The sequence below is a fragment of the Marinicrinis lubricantis genome (genome assembly GCF_042658665.1).
In the GTDB taxonomy this organism is placed as follows: domain Bacteria; phylum Bacillota; class Bacilli; order Paenibacillales; family KCTC-33676; genus Marinicrinis; species Marinicrinis lubricantis.
This window is the reverse complement of sequence record NZ_JBHSQV010000170.1, coordinates 1-17,101: the sequence shown is the minus strand read 5'-3', so window position 1 is coordinate 17,101 and position 17,101 is coordinate 1. Positions and strand designations below refer to the sequence as shown.

General features: G+C 46.3%; 19 protein-coding genes. 18 read left to right on the top strand and 1 reads right to left on the bottom strand.

The genetic code is table 11. The annotated features are described in order from the left end of the window. Window positions 1–137: 137 nt before the first annotated feature. The 18 genes from accB to spo0A all read left to right on the top strand — a co-directional run bounded on the left by accB (window position 138) and on the right by spo0A (window position 16,925). Window positions 138–638, top strand: a complete 501-nt coding sequence (gene accB, locus ACFPXP_RS15220) for an acetyl-CoA carboxylase biotin carboxyl carrier protein (RefSeq protein WP_379895222.1) — start codon at window positions 138–140, stop codon at window positions 636–638. 18 nt (window positions 639–656) lie between these two features. Further along, window positions 657–2,015 (top strand): acetyl-CoA carboxylase biotin carboxylase subunit, encoded by a 1,359-nt coding sequence (accC, locus tag ACFPXP_RS15215; protein WP_379895173.1) that lies wholly within the window; start codon window positions 657–659, stop codon window positions 2,013–2,015. A 179-nt stretch (window positions 2,016–2,194) separates the two neighbouring features. Beyond that, window positions 2,195–2,602 (top strand): Asp23/Gls24 family envelope stress response protein, encoded by a 408-nt coding sequence (locus ACFPXP_RS15210; RefSeq protein ID WP_379895171.1) that lies wholly within the window; start codon window positions 2,195–2,197, stop codon window positions 2,600–2,602. Between the two features lie 70 nt (window positions 2,603–2,672). Continuing rightward, window positions 2,673–3,218 carry an alkaline shock response membrane anchor protein AmaP gene (amaP, locus tag ACFPXP_RS15205; protein WP_379895170.1) on the top strand — a complete coding sequence of 182 codons (546 nt, stop codon included), beginning with the start codon at window positions 2,673–2,675 and terminating at the stop codon, window positions 3,216–3,218. Window positions 3,219–3,229: 11 nt separating this feature from the next. After that, window positions 3,230–3,457 (top strand): DUF2273 domain-containing protein, encoded by a 228-nt coding sequence (locus tag ACFPXP_RS15200; protein WP_379895169.1) that lies wholly within the window; start codon window positions 3,230–3,232, stop codon window positions 3,455–3,457. A 151-nt stretch (window positions 3,458–3,608) separates the two neighbouring features. Further along, the gene (gene nusB, locus ACFPXP_RS15195; RefSeq protein ID WP_379895168.1) at window positions 3,609–4,037 is read left to right on the top strand and encodes a transcription antitermination factor NusB; all 429 of its coding nucleotides are present in this window, start codon (window positions 3,609–3,611) and stop codon (window positions 4,035–4,037) included. A 62-nt stretch (window positions 4,038–4,099) separates the two neighbouring features. Next, complete coding sequence (locus ACFPXP_RS15190) at window positions 4,100–4,936, top strand: bifunctional 5,10-methylenetetrahydrofolate dehydrogenase/5,10-methenyltetrahydrofolate cyclohydrolase (protein WP_379895167.1); 837 nt, start codon at window positions 4,100–4,102, stop codon at window positions 4,934–4,936. 12 nt (window positions 4,937–4,948) lie between these two features. Further along, window positions 4,949–6,325, top strand: a complete 1,377-nt coding sequence (gene xseA, locus ACFPXP_RS15185; protein ID WP_379895166.1) for an exodeoxyribonuclease VII large subunit — start codon at window positions 4,949–4,951, stop codon at window positions 6,323–6,325. Continuing rightward, window positions 6,312–6,560 carry an exodeoxyribonuclease VII small subunit gene (gene xseB, locus ACFPXP_RS15180; protein WP_379895165.1) on the top strand — a complete coding sequence of 83 codons (249 nt, stop codon included), beginning with the start codon at window positions 6,312–6,314 and terminating at the stop codon, window positions 6,558–6,560. Before xseA ends, xseB begins: the two co-directional genes overlap by 14 nt. A 16-nt stretch (window positions 6,561–6,576) precedes the next feature. Continuing rightward, the gene (locus tag ACFPXP_RS15175) at window positions 6,577–7,458 is read left to right on the top strand and encodes a polyprenyl synthetase family protein (RefSeq protein WP_379895221.1); all 882 of its coding nucleotides are present in this window, start codon (window positions 6,577–6,579) and stop codon (window positions 7,456–7,458) included. A 770-nt stretch (window positions 7,459–8,228) separates the two neighbouring features. After that, the gene (locus ACFPXP_RS15170; RefSeq protein WP_379895164.1) at window positions 8,229–8,861 is read left to right on the top strand and encodes a hypothetical protein; all 633 of its coding nucleotides are present in this window, start codon (window positions 8,229–8,231) and stop codon (window positions 8,859–8,861) included. After that, window positions 8,812–10,728 (top strand): 1-deoxy-D-xylulose-5-phosphate synthase, encoded by a 1,917-nt coding sequence (gene dxs, locus ACFPXP_RS15165; protein WP_379895163.1) that lies wholly within the window; start codon window positions 8,812–8,814, stop codon window positions 10,726–10,728. The genes ACFPXP_RS15170 and dxs overlap by 50 nt, the downstream gene beginning before the upstream one ends. A gap of 18 nt (window positions 10,729–10,746) precedes the next feature. Continuing rightward, the gene (locus ACFPXP_RS15160) at window positions 10,747–11,568 is read left to right on the top strand and encodes a TlyA family RNA methyltransferase (RefSeq protein WP_379895162.1); all 822 of its coding nucleotides are present in this window, start codon (window positions 10,747–10,749) and stop codon (window positions 11,566–11,568) included. A gap of 186 nt (window positions 11,569–11,754) precedes the next feature. Beyond that, entirely contained in the window at window positions 11,755–12,219 is a 465-nt protein-coding gene (locus ACFPXP_RS15155) for a hypothetical protein (RefSeq protein WP_379895161.1), read from the top strand. Continuing rightward, on the top strand, window positions 12,216–12,665 hold the full coding sequence (gene ahrC, locus ACFPXP_RS15150; RefSeq protein ID WP_379895160.1) for a transcriptional regulator AhrC/ArgR: 450 nt from the start codon (window positions 12,216–12,218) through the stop codon (window positions 12,663–12,665). Before ACFPXP_RS15155 ends, ahrC begins: the two co-directional genes overlap by 4 nt. A 36-nt stretch (window positions 12,666–12,701) precedes the next feature. Beyond that, window positions 12,702–14,411, top strand: coding sequence for a DNA repair protein RecN (recN, locus tag ACFPXP_RS15145; RefSeq protein ID WP_379895159.1), 1,710 nt, complete (start codon window positions 12,702–12,704; stop codon window positions 14,409–14,411). A gap of 84 nt (window positions 14,412–14,495) precedes the next feature. After that, a complete protein-coding gene (gene spoIVB / locus ACFPXP_RS15140) occupies window positions 14,496–15,833 on the top strand; it encodes a SpoIVB peptidase (RefSeq protein WP_379895220.1) in 1,338 nt (445 codons plus the stop codon). Between the two features lie 291 nt (window positions 15,834–16,124). Further along, entirely contained in the window at window positions 16,125–16,925 is an 801-nt protein-coding gene (gene spo0A / locus ACFPXP_RS15135) for a sporulation transcription factor Spo0A (RefSeq protein WP_379895158.1), read from the top strand. Between the two features lie 74 nt (window positions 16,926–16,999). Here the strand turns inward: spo0A and ACFPXP_RS15130 are convergent. Next, window positions 17,000–17,101: IS3 family transposase (locus tag ACFPXP_RS15130; protein ID WP_379895219.1), on the bottom strand; the 102-nt coding region annotated here is incomplete at its 5' end.

Genomic DNA, 17,101 nt, shown 5'->3' with positions numbered 1-17,101 from the left:
GCTCGTGATACTCGGGCTCTTTCTATTTCTTGCGTTTATGTTATAATACTAACGTTGCAGTTGGGACAAACTGCCTCTGGCATTCTTAAGATTTTACATAAAGGATAAGGCATAAACGCAAGGGAGTGATTGTTGTGATGTATAAATTAAATGAAATTAAAGAATTAATTAAACTAGTCAATCAATCGGATATTCAGGAACTGGAAATAGAAAATGAGGGCTCTCGTTTGCTTATCCGTAAACCAGGCAAAACGGAATCGATCGTGATTCCTTCTGCGCCTTCTCAACCTGCTTTTGCTCCGGCAGTTCCAGCCCAGCAGCCTGTAGTACAGCAGCAGCCTGAAACAGCGCCAGCAGCAGAGAAAAATACGGAAGCAGCTGCTCAGGAAAGCGGTCAGTATCATCAGATCACTTCCCCGATGGTAGGCACTTTCTACGCTTCCCCATCTCCGAACGCGGCTCCTTTCGTCAGCAAAGGGGACAAGGTGGATGAGAAGACCGTGGTATGTATCGTAGAAGCGATGAAGCTGATGAATGAAATCGAAGCGGAAGTTAAAGGAGAAATCGTGGAGATTCTAGTAGAGAACGGTCAGCTGGTTGAATACGGTCAGCCGCTCTTTAAAGTAAAGGCGCAGTAAATTAGGGGGATCTTACGAATGAAATTCAACAAAGTACTGGTAGCCAACCGCGGTGAGATTGCAGTTCGTATTATTCGAGCATGCCGTGAAATGGGAATCTATACGGTCGCGGTATACTCGGAGGCAGATCGGGACGCGCTGCATGTAAGGCTCGCAGATGAAGCTTATTGTATCGGTGCAACCGCTTCGAAAGACAGCTATTTGAATTTGACGAACATTATGAGTGTGGCCACTTTAACGGAATGCGACGCCATTCATCCAGGCTATGGCTTTCTTTCCGAGAATGCTGATTTCGCAGAAATTTGCGAAAGCTGCAATATCAAATTTATTGGCCCATCTCCCGAAGCGATCAGCAAAATGGGCGACAAGTCTGTGGCGAAGCAGACGATGAAGGATGCAGGAGTGCCGGTCATTCCTGGTTCCGATGGATTGATCGAGGATATTGACGAAGCGTTGATGTTGGCTCGCGATATCGGCTATCCGATCGTCATTAAAGCAACGGCAGGAGGCGGCGGTAAAGGAATCCGTATCGTTGAGAACGAGGAAATGCTGATACGCCAAATTACGGCTGCCCAGCAGGAAGCTCAGAACAACTTCGGCAATGCCGGTGTATATATGGAGAAATTTTTGACCGGCATGAAACACGTAGAGGTCCAAATTCTTGCCGATCAGCATGGGAATGTCGTGCATTTGGGCGAGCGGGATTGCTCCGTGCAAAGACGCAGGCAAAAGCTGATCGAGGAAGCGCCATGTCCGATTCTTACGCCTGAGCTTCGCAAAGAAATGGGAGACGCGGCAGTGAGAGCGGCAATGGCCGTAAATTATTCCGGCGCGGGAACGCTTGAGTTTTTGCTTTCTCCGGACGGTCAATTCTACTTCATGGAAATGAATACACGAGTACAGGTGGAGCATCCGGTGACGGAGATGGTGACAGGCATAGATATCATTAAAGAGATGATCTCTGTTGCAGAAGGCAATCCGCTTTCCATCTCTCAAGAAGATTTTCACATTAACGGCTGGTCGATTGAATGCCGGGTCAATGCGGAAGATCCTGAACGCAACTTTATGCCTTCTCCTGGAGAAATCAAGTTCTATCTTCCGTCAGGGGGTCCCGGAGTTCGTGTGGACAGCGCCGCCTATCAGGGCTATCGTATTCCGCCGCACTATGATTCCATGATTGCGAAGCTGATTGTATGGGGAGCCACAAGAGATGAAGCGATAGCAAAAATGAAGAGGGCATTGTCTGAATTTGCGATCGAAGGCGTTCACACGACGATCGGTTTTCATCTAAAGGTGCTGGATCATCACCGCTTTGTTCGCGGAGATTTCGATATCAAGTTTTTGGAAGAACACGATGTGAACGATCCGAACTCCTAAGGACATCCGATTTGTCATAAAAAATGCCGAATGTTATATTATTATTATAAGACAACTCTGTGTCCAGCAATCCAAGCTTCACAGCTGGATCATCTCTTCATGAATGCCCCCAGTTCAATTTCCGGTAGGGTCCGTGAAATTCATGGAAAGAGTTTTTGACTTTACAGGAGGTGTAGGTTATGGCAACGATCACCCCGGATTATGAAAAAACGGATTTAGGCACGATACAAATTGCACCGGAAGTGGTGGAAATTATCGCCGGTTTGGCAACGATCGAAGTAGAAGGTGTCGCAGGAATGAGCGGAGGATTGGCCGGCGGTATAGCGGAATTTCTAGGCCGCAAAAATTTGGCCAAGGGCGTTAAGGTTGAGGTCGGAGACAAGGAAGCTGCAGCAGACGTATCCGTTATTGTGGAATATGGACATCGGATTCCAGATGTCGCAAGCGCTATTCAGCAAAATGTGAAAAATGCGATTTCCTCTATGACGGGACTTCACGTTGTTGAAGTGAATGTACATATCCATGGTGTGCATTTTAAATCTGCTGACAAGGAAGAAGAAGAGCCGAGCAGCTTAAGAGTGAAGTAACATTTTAATACACACATGAACCCCCTCGGTACATGAGGGGGTTTCTCCTAATTGAGAGGGTGGACAAGCTATGATACGGATTTTCGACCGTCTGCTGCTGTTTCTTCTCAGCACGGCAGCGGCAGCAGTTTCCGTCTTTATGATGGTAACGGCGTTTTGGAAGGATCATGAAATCTACGATTGGTTGAATCTTCAGCACACCGCGAATAAGTCGGTTGTACTCATCATTTCCATTGCTGCGTTTCTCATCAGTCTTCGTTTTTTTGTCGTTTCCATCCGTGTCGGAGAAGGAAAGCCGGAATCGATTGACCAGAGAACCGATTACGGTGATATTTCCATCTCTTTGGAGACGGTTGAAAATTTAACCTTGAAAGCGGCATCGCGGGTCAAAGGCGTCAAGGATTTAAAGGCAAGAGTCCAGGTTGGACAAGCCGGGATCGATCTGAAAATCCGTGCGTTTGTTGACGGTGATGTTTCCATACCTGTACTGAGTGAAGAGGTTCAAAGAACCGTTAAGGACTATGTGGAAGAGCTAACAGGCATTCCCGTGACTCGTGTCTCGGTTTTTGTTTCCAACATTGTTCAGTCGAACACCTTCAAAAGCAGAGTTGAATAGAGGTGTAACCATTGAGGGACTTATGGGAACAGCATAGGGGCAAATGGATCGGAGCCGCTGCTGGCTTGTTTTTTGGTATCATTTATTTATTTGCAGGTTTTTGGGATATGCTGATAGTTCTGCTGTTAGTGGGCATCGGGTTTTGGTTCGGGAAGAAATCGGATGAAAGAGAGTCCGCGCTTCAGGCTATTTGGGAGTGGTTAAGAAGGTTGAACGATAGATGGAGAATGTTCCGATGAATACTCTGTGAATTAGGCGCGACGCCCACAGAGTTTTTTCATGGTATCATGACCTGTCCCATTTTAGGTAAAAATGTTAGTGCCGCCGCAAAGACGGCAAACAGGAAGATGCAGGTAGTTTTAACGAGACAATAATTATCAGGAGGAATACATGAGACGCAGGGCAGCGAGGGAAATCGTGGTTCAAAGCTTGTATCAGCTGGAGATGAATGAAGCGTCTACGCTGATGGATGCCATTCAGACGGTGCTTGATTCTGCAGATGAATCGGATGGCAACAATCCGTATTTCAATATGGATGTAAATTATGTGACTGGTATTTTGAACGGCGTCATTCAGCGAAAGGATCAAATTGATCAAATTTTGACCCGTTACTTGAAAAGCTGGAAGGTGGACAGACTGTCAAAAGTAGACCACCAAATCTTAAGACTGGCCGTTTACGAAATGCTCTTCGTAAGTGACGTGCCGGAGAAGGTCGCTGTGAATGAAGCGATTGAGCTTGCCAAGCATTTTGGTACGGATGAATCCGGAAAATTCGTGAATGGCGTACTAGGAAAAATGTTGAAAGAATTTGAGGCATAAAGCTTCAAATTGAAGAGCAGTAAGGTGTACACATAATTCCATGGGCGGAGGTAGATGATGAAATGGCGAAAGTGATTGATGGAAAACAAATTCGCGATGAGATGTTATCCGAGCTGAAGGGCAAAGTTCAAGAGCTGACGGAGAAAGGAATGCAGCCTGGCTTGGCTGTCGTGCTGGTTGGAGAAGATCCGGCTTCGAAGCTGTACGTTGGGATGAAAACGAAAAAATGCGGAGAAGTCGGTATCTATTCTGAGATGCACAAGCTGCCTGAGACCGCGACAGAGCAAGAGCTGCTTCAGGTAATCGATCAGCTGAATAAGGATCCGCGCATACACGGTATTCTTGTACAGCTGCCGCTGCCAAAGCATATGAGCGAGAAGGCTGTTATCGACGCCATTGCGGTGGATAAAGACGTAGACGGATTTCATCCGGTCAATACAGGAAACCTGCAAATTGGTGACGATTGCTTCGTTCCGTGTACCCCGGCTGGAATTATTGAGTTGATTAAGCGGACCGGTGTCTCGCTTGCTGGCAAGCACGCTGTTGTCGTGGGCCGAAGCAATATTGTAGGCAAACCTGTTGCCATGCTGCTGCTTCAAGAAAATGCGACCGTTACGATCTGCCATTCCAAGACGGAGAATTTGGCTGAGGTGACGAAACAGGCCGATGTTCTGATTGCGGCAGTGGGAAGACCGGGACTGCTCGGAAAAGAACATGTAAAGCCGGGTGCAGTCGTGATCGATGTAGGCAGCCCGCAGGGCGACGTGAAATACGAAGAAGCCGCTGAAATCGCATCCGCAATCACTCCCGTCCCAGGAGGAGTAGGACCGATGACGATTACGATGCTGCTTTACAATACTGTGAAGTCGGCTGAGATGGCGCTTCGGGCCAAAGGCTAAGGGTGTGAGCGAATGACTTCATCCTCGCAAGAACGTGTATTAACCGTCAAAGAACTGACGAGATGGATTAAGCTGAAGCTGGAGAAGGAACCGCTCTTCAATGACGTTTGGGTGCAGGGGGAAATCTCCAATTTCACGCGTCATTCCAGCGGACACATGTATTTCACCTTGAAGGATAAAGACAGCCGAATCAAATGCGTCATGTTCGCCTCGCAAAACCGATATTTGAAGTTTCTTCCGAAGGAAGGCTCCAAGGTGCTTGCACGAGGCTCGGTTTCCGTATTTGAGAGGGACGGACAGTATCAATTTTATGTGAATCAGATGCAGCCGGACGGGGTTGGCAGTCTATATTTGGCTTATGAGCAGCTGAAGCAGCGTTTGGAACAGGAAGGCCTATTTGCTCCTGAGCGCAAAAGACCTATTCCGAAAATTCCGAAAGCCATCGGCATCGTAACATCGCCGACCGGAGCCGCCATTCGGGATATGATCATTACGCTGCAGCGAAGGTTTCCATCTGTTCCCATATTGCTGTATCCAGCCAGCGTACAAGGGACGCTCGCTGTACCTTCGATTGTAAAAGGGATTGAAATATTCAATCGTCTGAATGAAGTCGATGTCATCATTGTCGGCCGAGGCGGCGGTTCTCTTGAGGAACTGTGGGCTTTCAATGAGGAGAAGGTAGCTAGAAGCATTCATGCCTCTCAAATTCCAATTATCTCCGCGGTCGGACACGAAACGGATTTTACGATTGCTGATTTTGTTGCTGACTTAAGGGCGGCAACACCAACGGCCGCTGCAGAGCTGGCGGTGCCTCATGTGCTTGATTTGAGGCAGCAAATTGGACATTTTCGGCATAGACTTGGCGGCGCGCTGACTTCCAAACTGCAGGAGAGTAAAGACCGATTGGAACGATTGAAAAGCTCAGCGGCTTTGCAGCAGCCGAAGAAAAATCTGCTTCATGATGCTTATCAACAGGTAGACCGGTTTAAAGAGCAATTGGTATATCAATTAAAAAACCGATTGCATCAGTCTAAATCGGCCTGGATGGTAGCGGAGCGTTCATTGCTTAAGCATCACCCTCAAGAACGAGTCGCTTCCGCCCGGAAAGATGCATCATCGCTGCAAAAGCAGCTCAAGCAATCCATGAGCGACTTTATGAAGACGAAAAAGCAGTTTTTTGCTTCGGAAATTAGACAGCTCGATGCGCTCAGCCCACTCAAAATCATGAATCGTGGCTATAGTTTAGTATATGACGAAACATCCCAAAAATTAATAAAATCGGTAGAACAGGTTCAGCTTGGAGATATCCTCAAAATTCGGCTGAAGGATGGTCAGTTGGATTGTCAAGTATGGTCCATGAAGGGAGAGGAGCAGCATGGAGGAGAATAACAGCCTCAGCTTTGAACAAGCGATACAGGAATTGGAGCAAATCGTCAGACAGCTCGAAACGGGGGATGTGCCGCTTGAGGAAGCGATAGACTTGTTCCAAAAAGGAATGAAGCTCTCACAAATTTGCTCGGGGAAACTGGAACAAGCAGAACGGAAAATTGAAATCTTGATTGAGGAAGAAGCGGGCTTAAGCAAAAAACCGTTCCAGCCTTCGGCGGAGGACAAAGGTGATTAAGGTGAATGCCGGAATAATGGATTATATACGAGATTGCGGGCTGCTCGTTGAAGAGCACTTGAAGCTTATTTTTCGGAATGATTCGGAAATTAATGAAGTATTAAAGCAATCGATGGAATATTCAGTGCAGGCGGGGGGAAAGAGACTGCGTCCCGTCCTGCTGCTTTCCGCATGTGAGGCCGTAGGAGGAGAGTTCGGCAGTGCATTGTCTGCGGCGTGCGCAGTGGAAATGATACATACGTATTCCCTTATTCACGATGATTTGCCTGCGATGGATAACGATGATTATCGCAGGGGAAAACTAACCAATCATAAAGTGTATGGGGAAGCGATGGCGATATTGGCTGGAGACGGTTTACTGACGCATGCCTTTTATATGCTCAGTCGGTGTGCGGATGACGTGTCCCCAGAAATCGTCTGCAAGCTGATTGCAGAAATGTCCTATTATGCAGGTCCTTACGGTATGGTCGGCGGACAGGCATTTGATATGCAGGGAGATCAAAGTCCGAATGCCACACTTGAGCAGCTCGAGCAAATTCATCGTCATAAGACGGGCGATCTCATTGTATTTGCTTTAAGAGCAGGTGGAAGGATTGGCGGGGCGGATGAGCTTCAGCTTGAGGCCCTGAAGAAGTATGGCTATGATATTGGACTTGCATTTCAAATTCAGGACGACATATTGGATATTACCGGGGATGAATCTAAGCTTGGTAAAAAAACGCTCAGCGATGAAAAATTGCAAAAGCTGACATACCCGCATTTATTAGGGCTTGAAGCTTCCAAAGAAAAAGTAAAAGCATTGACGGAATCCGGAAAGAAGGCCCTTCTGGAAGCTCGCATTCCAAAGCCTGAAAGGCTGCTCGACATTGCAGACTACCTTGTATATCGGGAGTTTTAGCGCAAGAGAACAATTAACTTCATTGACTTCCAGCGAAGCTGAAGGATGTTCCATTGAGCTATGATTTTAAATTGTGCTATAATGAACATATGACGGGTGGCGCAGTATTCTAGTCAGCCTACCATTTTGAAGGCGGGCCTAAAAATTCGCCGAAGGGCACATCGATGAAGTTCCTTGTGTTGGCTTCCGACGCCCAGTCGGGGGTTGATGCTGGGAGTTAAGGTTGCAGGGCGATCCACAATGGCATGTGGGCGTTGACCCTGCTTCCGCGGAGGCCCAAGTGCGTGGCTATCGTCGGCATCGTCCGCGGGTTACGGCTTGGGGTATGAACCTGCAATTTGCGAGCCTCACCTGCATTTATATTTTTTATATAATGCTAAAACGGCTTGTGTGCAGCGTAGCCTGCCTTGAGCGAATCAGTGGGGATTACAGATGGTAGGATTCGAATTCTTGTGGCCAGAGAAGACGTTTCCGGATGCTGTATGAAAACTGCTTTGCAAAAGAGGCTAAGAGATGGGTCAGGGCTGTAGAGGAAAACTCCTAGACTGTTCGTAAGAGGCTTCTTGGGGATTATAGTGTGGTCTAAGTGGTAATCTAGTCTGATGCTCGGCGACGACATCAAAGCAGGCATAATGGGAAACCGCCCTTTCGGCAACGATCGGGTGATCTGCTTGGGAAAGCCTACTGGACCTAAGCCACAGTGTTTACTCAAGAAGCTGCCACTCCATATATATCAGCTGGTTTCTACATAGGATAAGGAGACAGCCTGAATGAAATTTTCGTTGAGAAACTCCATGAAATGGAGTGTTTTTATATTTTTTCTTACTTTCATACTTTCCTGTGTGTTTTCCGTCGTATCGACGGCACTATTGGAAAAAGTGGTCTGGGGAATCGGCATGCTGATTGTTTTCCTGCTGGTTCTTACAGGAATTATATTTGATATGGCGGGTCTTGCAGCGGCGGCTGCCAAAGAGACACCGTTTCACGCCATGGCTGCAGAGCGAATGAAGGGAGCAAGGCAAGCGATTCGCATTGTCCGCAATGCAGACCGCTTCTCTAACTTCTGTAACGATGTGATCGGAGATATTTCCGGGATCATCAGCGGTGCGGCTTCTGCAATGGTAGTGTTGAAAATTATGACTTCAATGGATGCGGAAAATACCATATTGCATACGACGATCAGCGTGATCTTTACAGGGCTTGTATCAGCGCTAACCGTAGGCGGTAAGGCGTTAGGCAAGTCGTTTGCGATCCACTATGCGAATGAGATTATATATTGGGTAGGAAAATTGTTTTACTTTTTAGAGCGCAGATTGGGAATCAAGCTGTTAGCGGGGAAGAAGAAAACTTCGAATGGAAAGAAGGGAAAGCAAAGTGCTTCTGGATCAAATCAACAATCCTAGTGACCTCAAACAGTTGTCCCTCTCTCAGTTGGAGACGCTTGCAGGTGAAATTAGGACCTTTCTTATAGAACAATTGTCAAAGACGGGAGGACATCTGGCACCCAATCTGGGTGTTGTTGAGCTGACTATTGCCCTTCATTATCTATTCGACAGCCCTAAAGACAAATTTATTTTCGATGTCGGTCACCAATCTTACGTTCATAAAATACTCACCGGTCGAAAAGACCGCTTTGACACGCTTCGCAAATATAAAGGCTTGTGCGGCTTTGTAAAAAGAGACGAAAGCGAGCATGATGTGTGGGAAGCCGGGCACAGCAGCACCTCTTTGTCCGCAGCGATGGGAATGGCGCTGGCGAGGGATTTGAAAGGTGAAAAGAACAAGGTTGTGGCGGTCATTGGGGACGGCGCGCTTACGGGCGGTATGGCGCTGGAAGCCATGAATCATATCGGTCATGAAAAGCCGAATTTGATGGTCATTTTAAACGATAATGAAATGTCGATCGCCCCTAATGTTGGAGCGATTCATAATTATTTGAGCAAAATTCGTTCCGATAAGAAATACTTGAAAGCGAAGGAAGAAGCTCAATATTTACTTAAGAAGATTCCGGCCATCGGAGGGAAATTAGCGAAGACGGCTGAAAAGCTGAAGGATAGTGTGAAATATTTGCTGATGTCCGGCATGCTTTTTGAAGAATTTGGCTTTACCTACATCGGTCCGGTAGACGGTCACGATTTGAATAAGCTTCTTGACACGTTAAAGCAGGCAGAAAATATTCAAGGACCTGTGTTGGTGCATGTCTTAACGGTAAAAGGAAAGGGCTACAGCCCAGCTGAGCAGGATTCGCATAAATGGCACGGGATTAGTCCATACAAGATTGAATCCGGTAAAGTATTAAAAGCGGCGGATGCGCCGCCTACGTATACCGAAGTGTTTGGAAGCACCTTAATTGAGCTTGCGGAGCAGGATGACAGGATTGTGGCGATTACGCCAGCAATGCCTGGCGGATCAGGGCTCATGGAATTTGCCTCCAAGTTCCCGAATCGGATGTTTGATGTCGGAATTGCTGAGCAGCATGCAGCGACACTGTCCGGTGCACTTGCGATCGAAGGCATGAAGCCGGTCTTTGCCGTTTACTCGACATTCTTACAGCGGGCTTACGATCAGGTTGTGCACGACATTTGCAGGCAAAACCTGAATGTGATCTTCGCCATAGATCGTGCCGGTTTTGTCGGTGCAGATGGAGAGACCCACCAAGGGGTATATGATATTGCATATTTAAGACATATACCGAACATGGTGCTGATGATGCCCAAGGACGAAAATGAGCTCAGACATATGATGAAAACCGCTGCTGAATACGATGGCGGACCGATTGCAATCAGGTATCCCCGCATGAACGGGAAAGGTGTAGAAATGGACCAGTATGCCAGTCTACAGCCTATCCCTATCGGGAAATGGGAAATTCTCAAGGATGGAAACGATGCTGTCATCTTAGCCGTAGGGCCGATGATGGATTTGGCAATGGAAGCCTCGAAGCTTCTCGCCAAGGAAGGCATTTCCATACAAGTCGTGAATGCTCGTTTTATTAAACCGCTGGATGAAGAGATGCTTGGTGAGATATACGAGAAATTCAATGCGGTTATTACGATCGAGGAAGGGTCTGTGTTGGGCGGATTCGGAAGCGCCGTATTAGAGCATTACGCTTTGCACCGAATGAATGATATATCTGTGGAACCGTTGGGCGTTACCGATCGATTCATTGAGCACGGCAGTACGCAGGAGCAGCGGCAAGAAGTTGGTCTCACGATCGACAATATTGTGAATGTCATCAAGAATAAAGTGCCTCTTCAAGTGAAGAGAGCTTGAGTTGTACAGGAGAATCGCATGTCATCAGATAAAGAACGAGTAGATGTGCTGCTTGTGGAACAAGGCTTTTTCGAAAGCAGAGAGAAGGCGAAGGCTGCGGTCATGGCCGGGCTCGTGTTTCAAGAGCAGGAAAGGATAGAGAAAGCGGGCACGAAAATTCCGAGATCTTCGAAGCTGCAGGTCAAAGGAGCGGTTCATCCGTATGTAAGCAGAGGCGGACTCAAGCTCGAGAAAGCGATTCGAACATTCAAAATCGACATGAAGAATCGGGTTATGCTCGATATCGGCGCGTCCACTGGCGGGTTTACAGATTGCGCTCTGCAGCATGGCGCAGCGTATGTATACGCCATAGATGTAGGATATAACCAGTTGGATTGGTCTCTCCGCAATCATGAGCAGGTGAAGGTCATGGAAAGAATGAATTTCCGTTATATGACGAAAGAGGATATTCAGGGACCTGTACCGGATTTGGCAACGATTGATGTGTCTTTTATTTCATTGAAATTGATCCTTCCTCCGCTCGTTGAAATTTTGGATAGGAAGGGCAGCATCATTGCGCTGATCAAGCCGCAATTCGAGGCGGGCCGGGACAAAGTAGGCAAATCCGGTGTTGTAAGAGAGCCTTCCGTTCATCGGGAAGTATTGACGCAAATTATTCAATTTGCACAGGATGAGCTTCATTTGAATTTACAGGGGCTTACCTTTTCTCCGATTACCGGTGGAGAAGGGAATATCGAATTTTTAGCCCATTGGTCTTTCGAGGCACCTGCTCGGATAGAAGCGGCTCAAGCCATAGACATCGTTCTCGATGCTGCATACCATTCCTTCTCGCGATCATAACATCATATCAGATTCATTAGGCGGGTAAAGTAATCCGGAGGAAGCACCTCGTCGGCAGAGCCGAACAAGGCGTAAGCTCAGGATCGCTTTACCTTTTTGAATTTTAAGATCGTGCGACAGGCATGGCCTCGTGGAATAGAAGGAAATGGATGAATCCTCTAGAATATATGTACCTGAGGTGATGACATGGCGCAAAACAGTGACTTGTACGTGATCATCATATTAAGTATTTTGATTGTGATCTGGGCCATCAGCTCGTTTCGAAGATGGCTGTTCGCACCGCCAAAATATATTTTGCCCTTCGATTTCTCAGAGGCGGAAGAACCCGAAGGGGAGGCCGTAGATATTTTAGAGGAAGCCGGTTATGAAGTTTGGGCAGGTAAATTGAAAATCCCGATTCATATAGAAAAAGACGATGAAGTGCTGGGTAGTCGGCTGTTTATCGATTATATAGCGAAGCAGCATGGGGAATGGTACGTCGTAAAGGTCAGCAGAGAACGCATGCCGATGGAATGGACAGGCAGCGGGATCCGTGAGAGGCTCATGCCGTATTGGATGATATTTGGGCCGGCGGTCAAAGGCTTGCTGTACGTCGATTGCATGAACCAGCAGGTACATAAAGTAACGTTCCATCTAGGAGGTAGGCCATGAAAGGTCAGAGGCATATTAAAATCAAAGAAATTATCAGCAGTAAAGAAGTGGAAACACAGGATGAACTGGTTGAATCGCTGAGAAATGCTGGATTTCGTGTAACACAGGCGACGGTGTCCAGAGATATTAAGGAGCTCCACTTAATTAAAGTCCCCACCAACAGCGGGAAATATAAGTATTCGCTGCCGATGGATCAAAGGTTCAATCCGTTGCAAAAACTGAAGAGAACATTAGCGGATCATTTCATCAGCGTCGATTATGCAGATCATTTAGTCGTTCTGAAATCTTTACCAGGTACTGCGAATGCCATTGCGGCATTAATCGATCATTTGGAATGGGAAGAAATATTAGGAACCATTTCCGGAGATGACACCTTGTTAATTATTTGCCGAAATAAGAAACAAAGCGAGCACGTTGTGCAGCAAATTATAAGCTTCATTGGATAATCCGTTAAACTTGCAAATGAGGGGAAGTTGTCATAAATGCTTCTGGAGTGTACCATTCGAAATTTAGCGGTTATTGAGTATGTCAGCGTAACATTCTACAAAGGCTTCCATGTCATTACAGGGGAAACGGGGGCGGGGAAATCAATGCTCATTGATGCCCTCAGTTTAATTGCTGGCGGCAGAGCATCCGCCGATCTTGTGCGCCATGGGGAAGACAGGGCTGAAATTGAATGCTTGTTTGAGCTGCCGAATCAGCATCCAGCGCTTGCGTTGCTTCGTGAGTTGGGCATGGTCTCTGAAGAATCAGAGGATCATCAAGTGATCATTCGCAGGGAAGTAACGGCATCCGGTAAAAGTGTAGCTCGAATTAACGGACAATTAGTCAATTTGTCCATGCTGAAGCAGTTAGGGGAGCGAATCATCAACATTCACGGCCAGCATGAACATGGATCTCTGCTGAAGACCGAGGAGCACATTCATCTGCTCGACGCATATGGAGGATCAGAAGTATATCGTGTGCTTGATGAATATTCAGCTGTGTATGGACGATACAGCGACATCCAGAAGCAGCTGCGGATACTGGAACAGACGAGTAAACAAAATTTGCAGATGATGGATTTGTTTCGCTTTCAAATTGAAGAAATCGAAAATGCAAAATTAAAAGCGAATGAAGATGAATGGTTAGCTGAAGAAAAGAGAAAACTAGGTAATGCTGAAAGATTGCTCCACGCAGCTTCGAGTGCTTATGACCATTTATACGGCAATGCGATGGCATTGGACCAAATTCGCAAAAGTCTCCATCTGCTGGAGGATATCGTCAAGTTTGACCAGACAACACTGGGTCCGGTCGCTGAACAAATATCTTCCGCGTTTTATCAATTAGAAGATGCCGCATTCAATTTAAGGGATTATAAAGAAAATATTGAATTCAATCCGGAACGTCTTGAGGAAATTGAGGAGAGACTCAATCTGATTCACAGCTTAAGAAGGAAATATGGAGCTACGACCGAGGAAGTATTGGCCCACTTGGAGGATATTAAGCAAAAGTATGATCAGCTGGAAAATAAAGATGAACGGATTCATGAATTAAACGGGCAGCTTGAACAAATGAAAGAACAGCTGAGGAAGCTTGCGGCTCGGTTAACCACGTTGCGGAGTAAGGCGGCCCATCAGCTGGCTGAGCAGATTGAATTGCAGTTGAAGGATTTGCAAATGAACAAGACCCGATTTGACGTTCGTATAAGCCAGTCTGAACAGCTAGGCCCATTTGGACAAGATACGGTCGAATTCATGATCTCGCCTAACCCAGGCGAGCCGCTTCGTCCGCTGCATAAGATTGCCTCCGGAGGAGAGCTTTCGAGGATCATGCTTTCATTGAAATCGATATTCGCGGAATTAGATCAGGTGCCGGTATTAATTTTCGATGAAGTAGATACAGGCGTAAGCGGCAGGGCGGCACAGGCGATTGCTGAGAAGATGTCGAGGCTCTCTGCGAACTGCCAAGTGTTCTCCATTACACACTTGCCGCAGGTGGCATGCATGGCAGATATTCATTATGAAATCACGAAAACAAGCGATCAAGAACGTACATATACCAAAGTAGAACGATTGGATGAAGCAGGTCGGATCAAGGAATTAGGACGAATGCTCGGAGGTGTGGAAATCACCGAAACAACGCAGCATCATGCTGAAGAAATGCTTGTCATGGCGGCTCAGAAAAAGCAATCGTGGAATCATTTACAGTAATAAAACAAATTCGGTGAGGACAACTTAAAGGTACGCAAGCGGCGCCTGCCGCCATGGCTAGGAGAAGGAAGAAAAGGGAGCGTGATGTTATTGCGACCAATCATCAAGAAATGTTTCGGACTTGTGCTCGTTTTCTTCATCTGCTTCATAAGCATGTCAGCACCGTTACAAAGCTTTGCAACTTTTCCTACGGAACTCCGTTTGTTCAACGGGCAAGATAAGACCTTGCAGCTTGCCGTTCCTGTTCAAGCCAAAGTTACCGTGAAAGACCCCGACATCGTTAAAGTCAACGGCCATTCTACTCCATCCTTTAAATTAAATTTGAACCAGCCCCTTGCTTTTCATTCAGGGCGCACCGGACAAACCGAAATGAAGCTCAAATTATTTGGTGCGATTCCTTTTAAAACGGTAAAGGTGAGTGTCGTACCGGAACTGAAGGTCATTCCGGGCGGGCAGACGATAGGCGTTCGCATGAAATCAGCCGGTATTTTAGTCGTGGGTCATCATTTAGTGCAAAATGGTGAGACGAAGCTGTCACCAGGAGAAGCGGCAGGCGTACAGCTGGGGGACTTAATTACGAAAATTAACGGAGAGACTTTAAATGATGTGTCCAAGGTTTCCAAGTATGCCGAGGAAGCAGGCAAGAGCAAGAAAGCATTGAAATTGACCATTGTAAGAGACGGAAAGACCATAACGAAAGAGCTGAAGCCTCTTCTTGACACAGCGGACCAAACATACCGGCTTGGCTTGTATATTCGGGATACGGCTGCTGGGGTGGGAACCTTGACCTTCTATGCACCGGATCAGCGTGTATATGGGGCATTAGGTCATGTCATTACAGACATGGATACCCAAACCCCTGTTGTTGTCGGGGACGGGACTATTGTTCACTCCAATGTGACTTCCATTTCCAAAAGTCAAGACGGCTCTCCAGGTGAGAAGAGGGCGCACTTTTTTAAAGAAAATCAAATTTTAGGTACGATTGAGAAAAATACGGAGTTCGGCATATTCGGAAAAATGAACAGCAATCCGGATTACGGTATGATGCGAGAAGCGATTCCCGTCGCGTTTTCAGAGGAAATTGAAGAAGGGCCCGCACAAATATTGACGGTCGTCAAAGGGCACAAGGTCGAAAAATTCGATATTGAAATTGTGCATGTTGCCAAGCAGAAGGCTCCGGCTACGAAGGGCTTAGTCATCAAAATTACGGACCCTGATCTGCTGAATAAAACCGGCGGTATTGTACAAGGAATGAGCGGAAGTCCGATCATTCAGAATGGCAAAATGATTGGAGCCGTCACGCATGTATTTGTTAATGATCCTACATCAGGCTATGGATGCTTCATTGAATGGATGCTCAAGGATGCAGGCATCGAACTTAGACCTTCTACCGAAGAGGAACAGCAGCCGGAGGCAAGCTAAATGCTTCCGGCTTTTTCTTTTAGTTTGATGTTTGCTTCGTCTTCGACGGGTCTTTTAGTTCGACAACTCCCAGTGTCTTTAGCATCATTTTATGTCGATCAAACCATCTTTATGAATTCTTTTGTAGAATTATCATATAAATTTTTAATTATAGCGAATTTATTAGAAAAAATAAACATAAACATTCAGAAAAATATTTTTCGACAGAAGGAATTTGAACTGGGATGTCGAAAACTTTACAGGAAGCGGAAAGATGATTTATCTAGGGAGAAGAGAATAGGAGGACTTGCAGTGCAAAAAATTCAAGTTTTATTGGCTGATGATAACAGGGAGTTTACGAACTTATTGTCCGAATACATTTCCGGCCAGGAAGACATGGAGGTCATCGGCGTTGCTTATAATGGCGACGAGGTGCTGAACCATATCAATCAAGGACGAACACCGGACATTTTAATCCTGGACATTATAATGCCTCATCTAGATGGCTTGGGTGTATTAGAGAAATTGAGAGAGATTGACCTGCAGCCGCAACCTAAAATCATCATGCTTACAGCTTTCGGTCAAGAAAATATTACACAAAAAGCAGTTCAACTCGGTGCCTCATATTACATATTGAAGCCTTTTGATATGGAGGTACTCATTAATCGGATTCGTCAATTAGCGGTACCAGGCGGCGTCTCCACGGGAAGCTCATCAATGAGTACGGCAAGACAAAATGTCATTCCAATGTCTAAAGGAAAAAATTTAGATGCGAGCATTACCAGCATTATTCACGAAATTGGTGTTCCGGCACATATTAAAGGTTATCAATATTTAAGGGAAGCCATTACAATGGTATATAACAACATTGAAATTTTGGGTGCGATTACGAAGACGCTTTATCCTGCCATCGCTGAAAAATATAAAACAACACCTAGCCGTGTAGAGCGTGCGATCCGTCATGCGATCGAGGTCGCCTGGACGCGCGGCAACATCGACTCCATCAGTCATTTGTTCGGATACACGATCAACATCAGCAAATCCAAACCAACCAACAGCGAATTTATCGCCATGGTCGCGGATAAGCTGCGCATCGAGCATAAGGTGAGTTAATTTTCACGTAAAAAACACCACTTCATGAGTGTATGACTGGACTTACCCTTGTCAAGTAGACAGCTTTAAAAAGACTAAGCAGCCATCTGGTGTCGATATTGTATCGGTGCCAGATGGTTGAGTCGTTTTTGGAAGCGTTGGAAGTTATAGAAGTAGATATATTGCTCAACGGCTTG

Excerpts from the sequence above, each read along its gene's own strand:
- accB (WP_379895222.1), top strand. The coding sequence starts at position 138 with ATGTATAAATTAAATGAAATTAAAGAATTAATTAAACTAGTCAATCAA.
- ACFPXP_RS15170 (WP_379895164.1), top strand. The coding sequence starts at position 8,229 with ATGAAATTTTCGTTGAGAAACTCCATGAAATGGAGTGTTTTTATATTT.
- nusB (WP_379895168.1), top strand. The coding sequence starts at position 3,609 with ATGAGACGCAGGGCAGCGAGGGAAATCGTGGTTCAAAGCTTGTATCAG.
- ACFPXP_RS15175 (WP_379895221.1), top strand. The coding sequence starts at position 6,577 with ATGGATTATATACGAGATTGCGGGCTGCTCGTTGAAGAGCACTTGAAG.
- ACFPXP_RS15210 (WP_379895171.1), top strand. The coding sequence starts at position 2,195 with ATGGCAACGATCACCCCGGATTATGAAAAAACGGATTTAGGCACGATA.
- accC (WP_379895173.1), top strand. The coding sequence starts at position 657 with ATGAAATTCAACAAAGTACTGGTAGCCAACCGCGGTGAGATTGCAGTT.
- ACFPXP_RS15190 (WP_379895167.1), top strand. The coding sequence starts at position 4,100 with ATGGCGAAAGTGATTGATGGAAAACAAATTCGCGATGAGATGTTATCC.
- ACFPXP_RS15155 (WP_379895161.1), top strand. The coding sequence starts at position 11,755 with ATGGCGCAAAACAGTGACTTGTACGTGATCATCATATTAAGTATTTTG.
- recN (WP_379895159.1), top strand. The coding sequence starts at position 12,702 with ATGCTTCTGGAGTGTACCATTCGAAATTTAGCGGTTATTGAGTATGTC.
- xseA (WP_379895166.1), top strand. The coding sequence starts at position 4,949 with ATGACTTCATCCTCGCAAGAACGTGTATTAACCGTCAAAGAACTGACG.
- ahrC (WP_379895160.1), top strand. The coding sequence starts at position 12,216 with ATGAAAGGTCAGAGGCATATTAAAATCAAAGAAATTATCAGCAGTAAA.
- spoIVB (WP_379895220.1), top strand. The coding sequence starts at position 14,496 with ATGTTATTGCGACCAATCATCAAGAAATGTTTCGGACTTGTGCTCGTT.
- xseB (WP_379895165.1), top strand. The coding sequence starts at position 6,312 with ATGGAGGAGAATAACAGCCTCAGCTTTGAACAAGCGATACAGGAATTG.
- dxs (WP_379895163.1), top strand. The coding sequence starts at position 8,812 with ATGGAAAGAAGGGAAAGCAAAGTGCTTCTGGATCAAATCAACAATCCT.
- ACFPXP_RS15160 (WP_379895162.1), top strand. The coding sequence starts at position 10,747 with ATGTCATCAGATAAAGAACGAGTAGATGTGCTGCTTGTGGAACAAGGC.
- amaP (WP_379895170.1), top strand. The coding sequence starts at position 2,673 with ATGATACGGATTTTCGACCGTCTGCTGCTGTTTCTTCTCAGCACGGCA.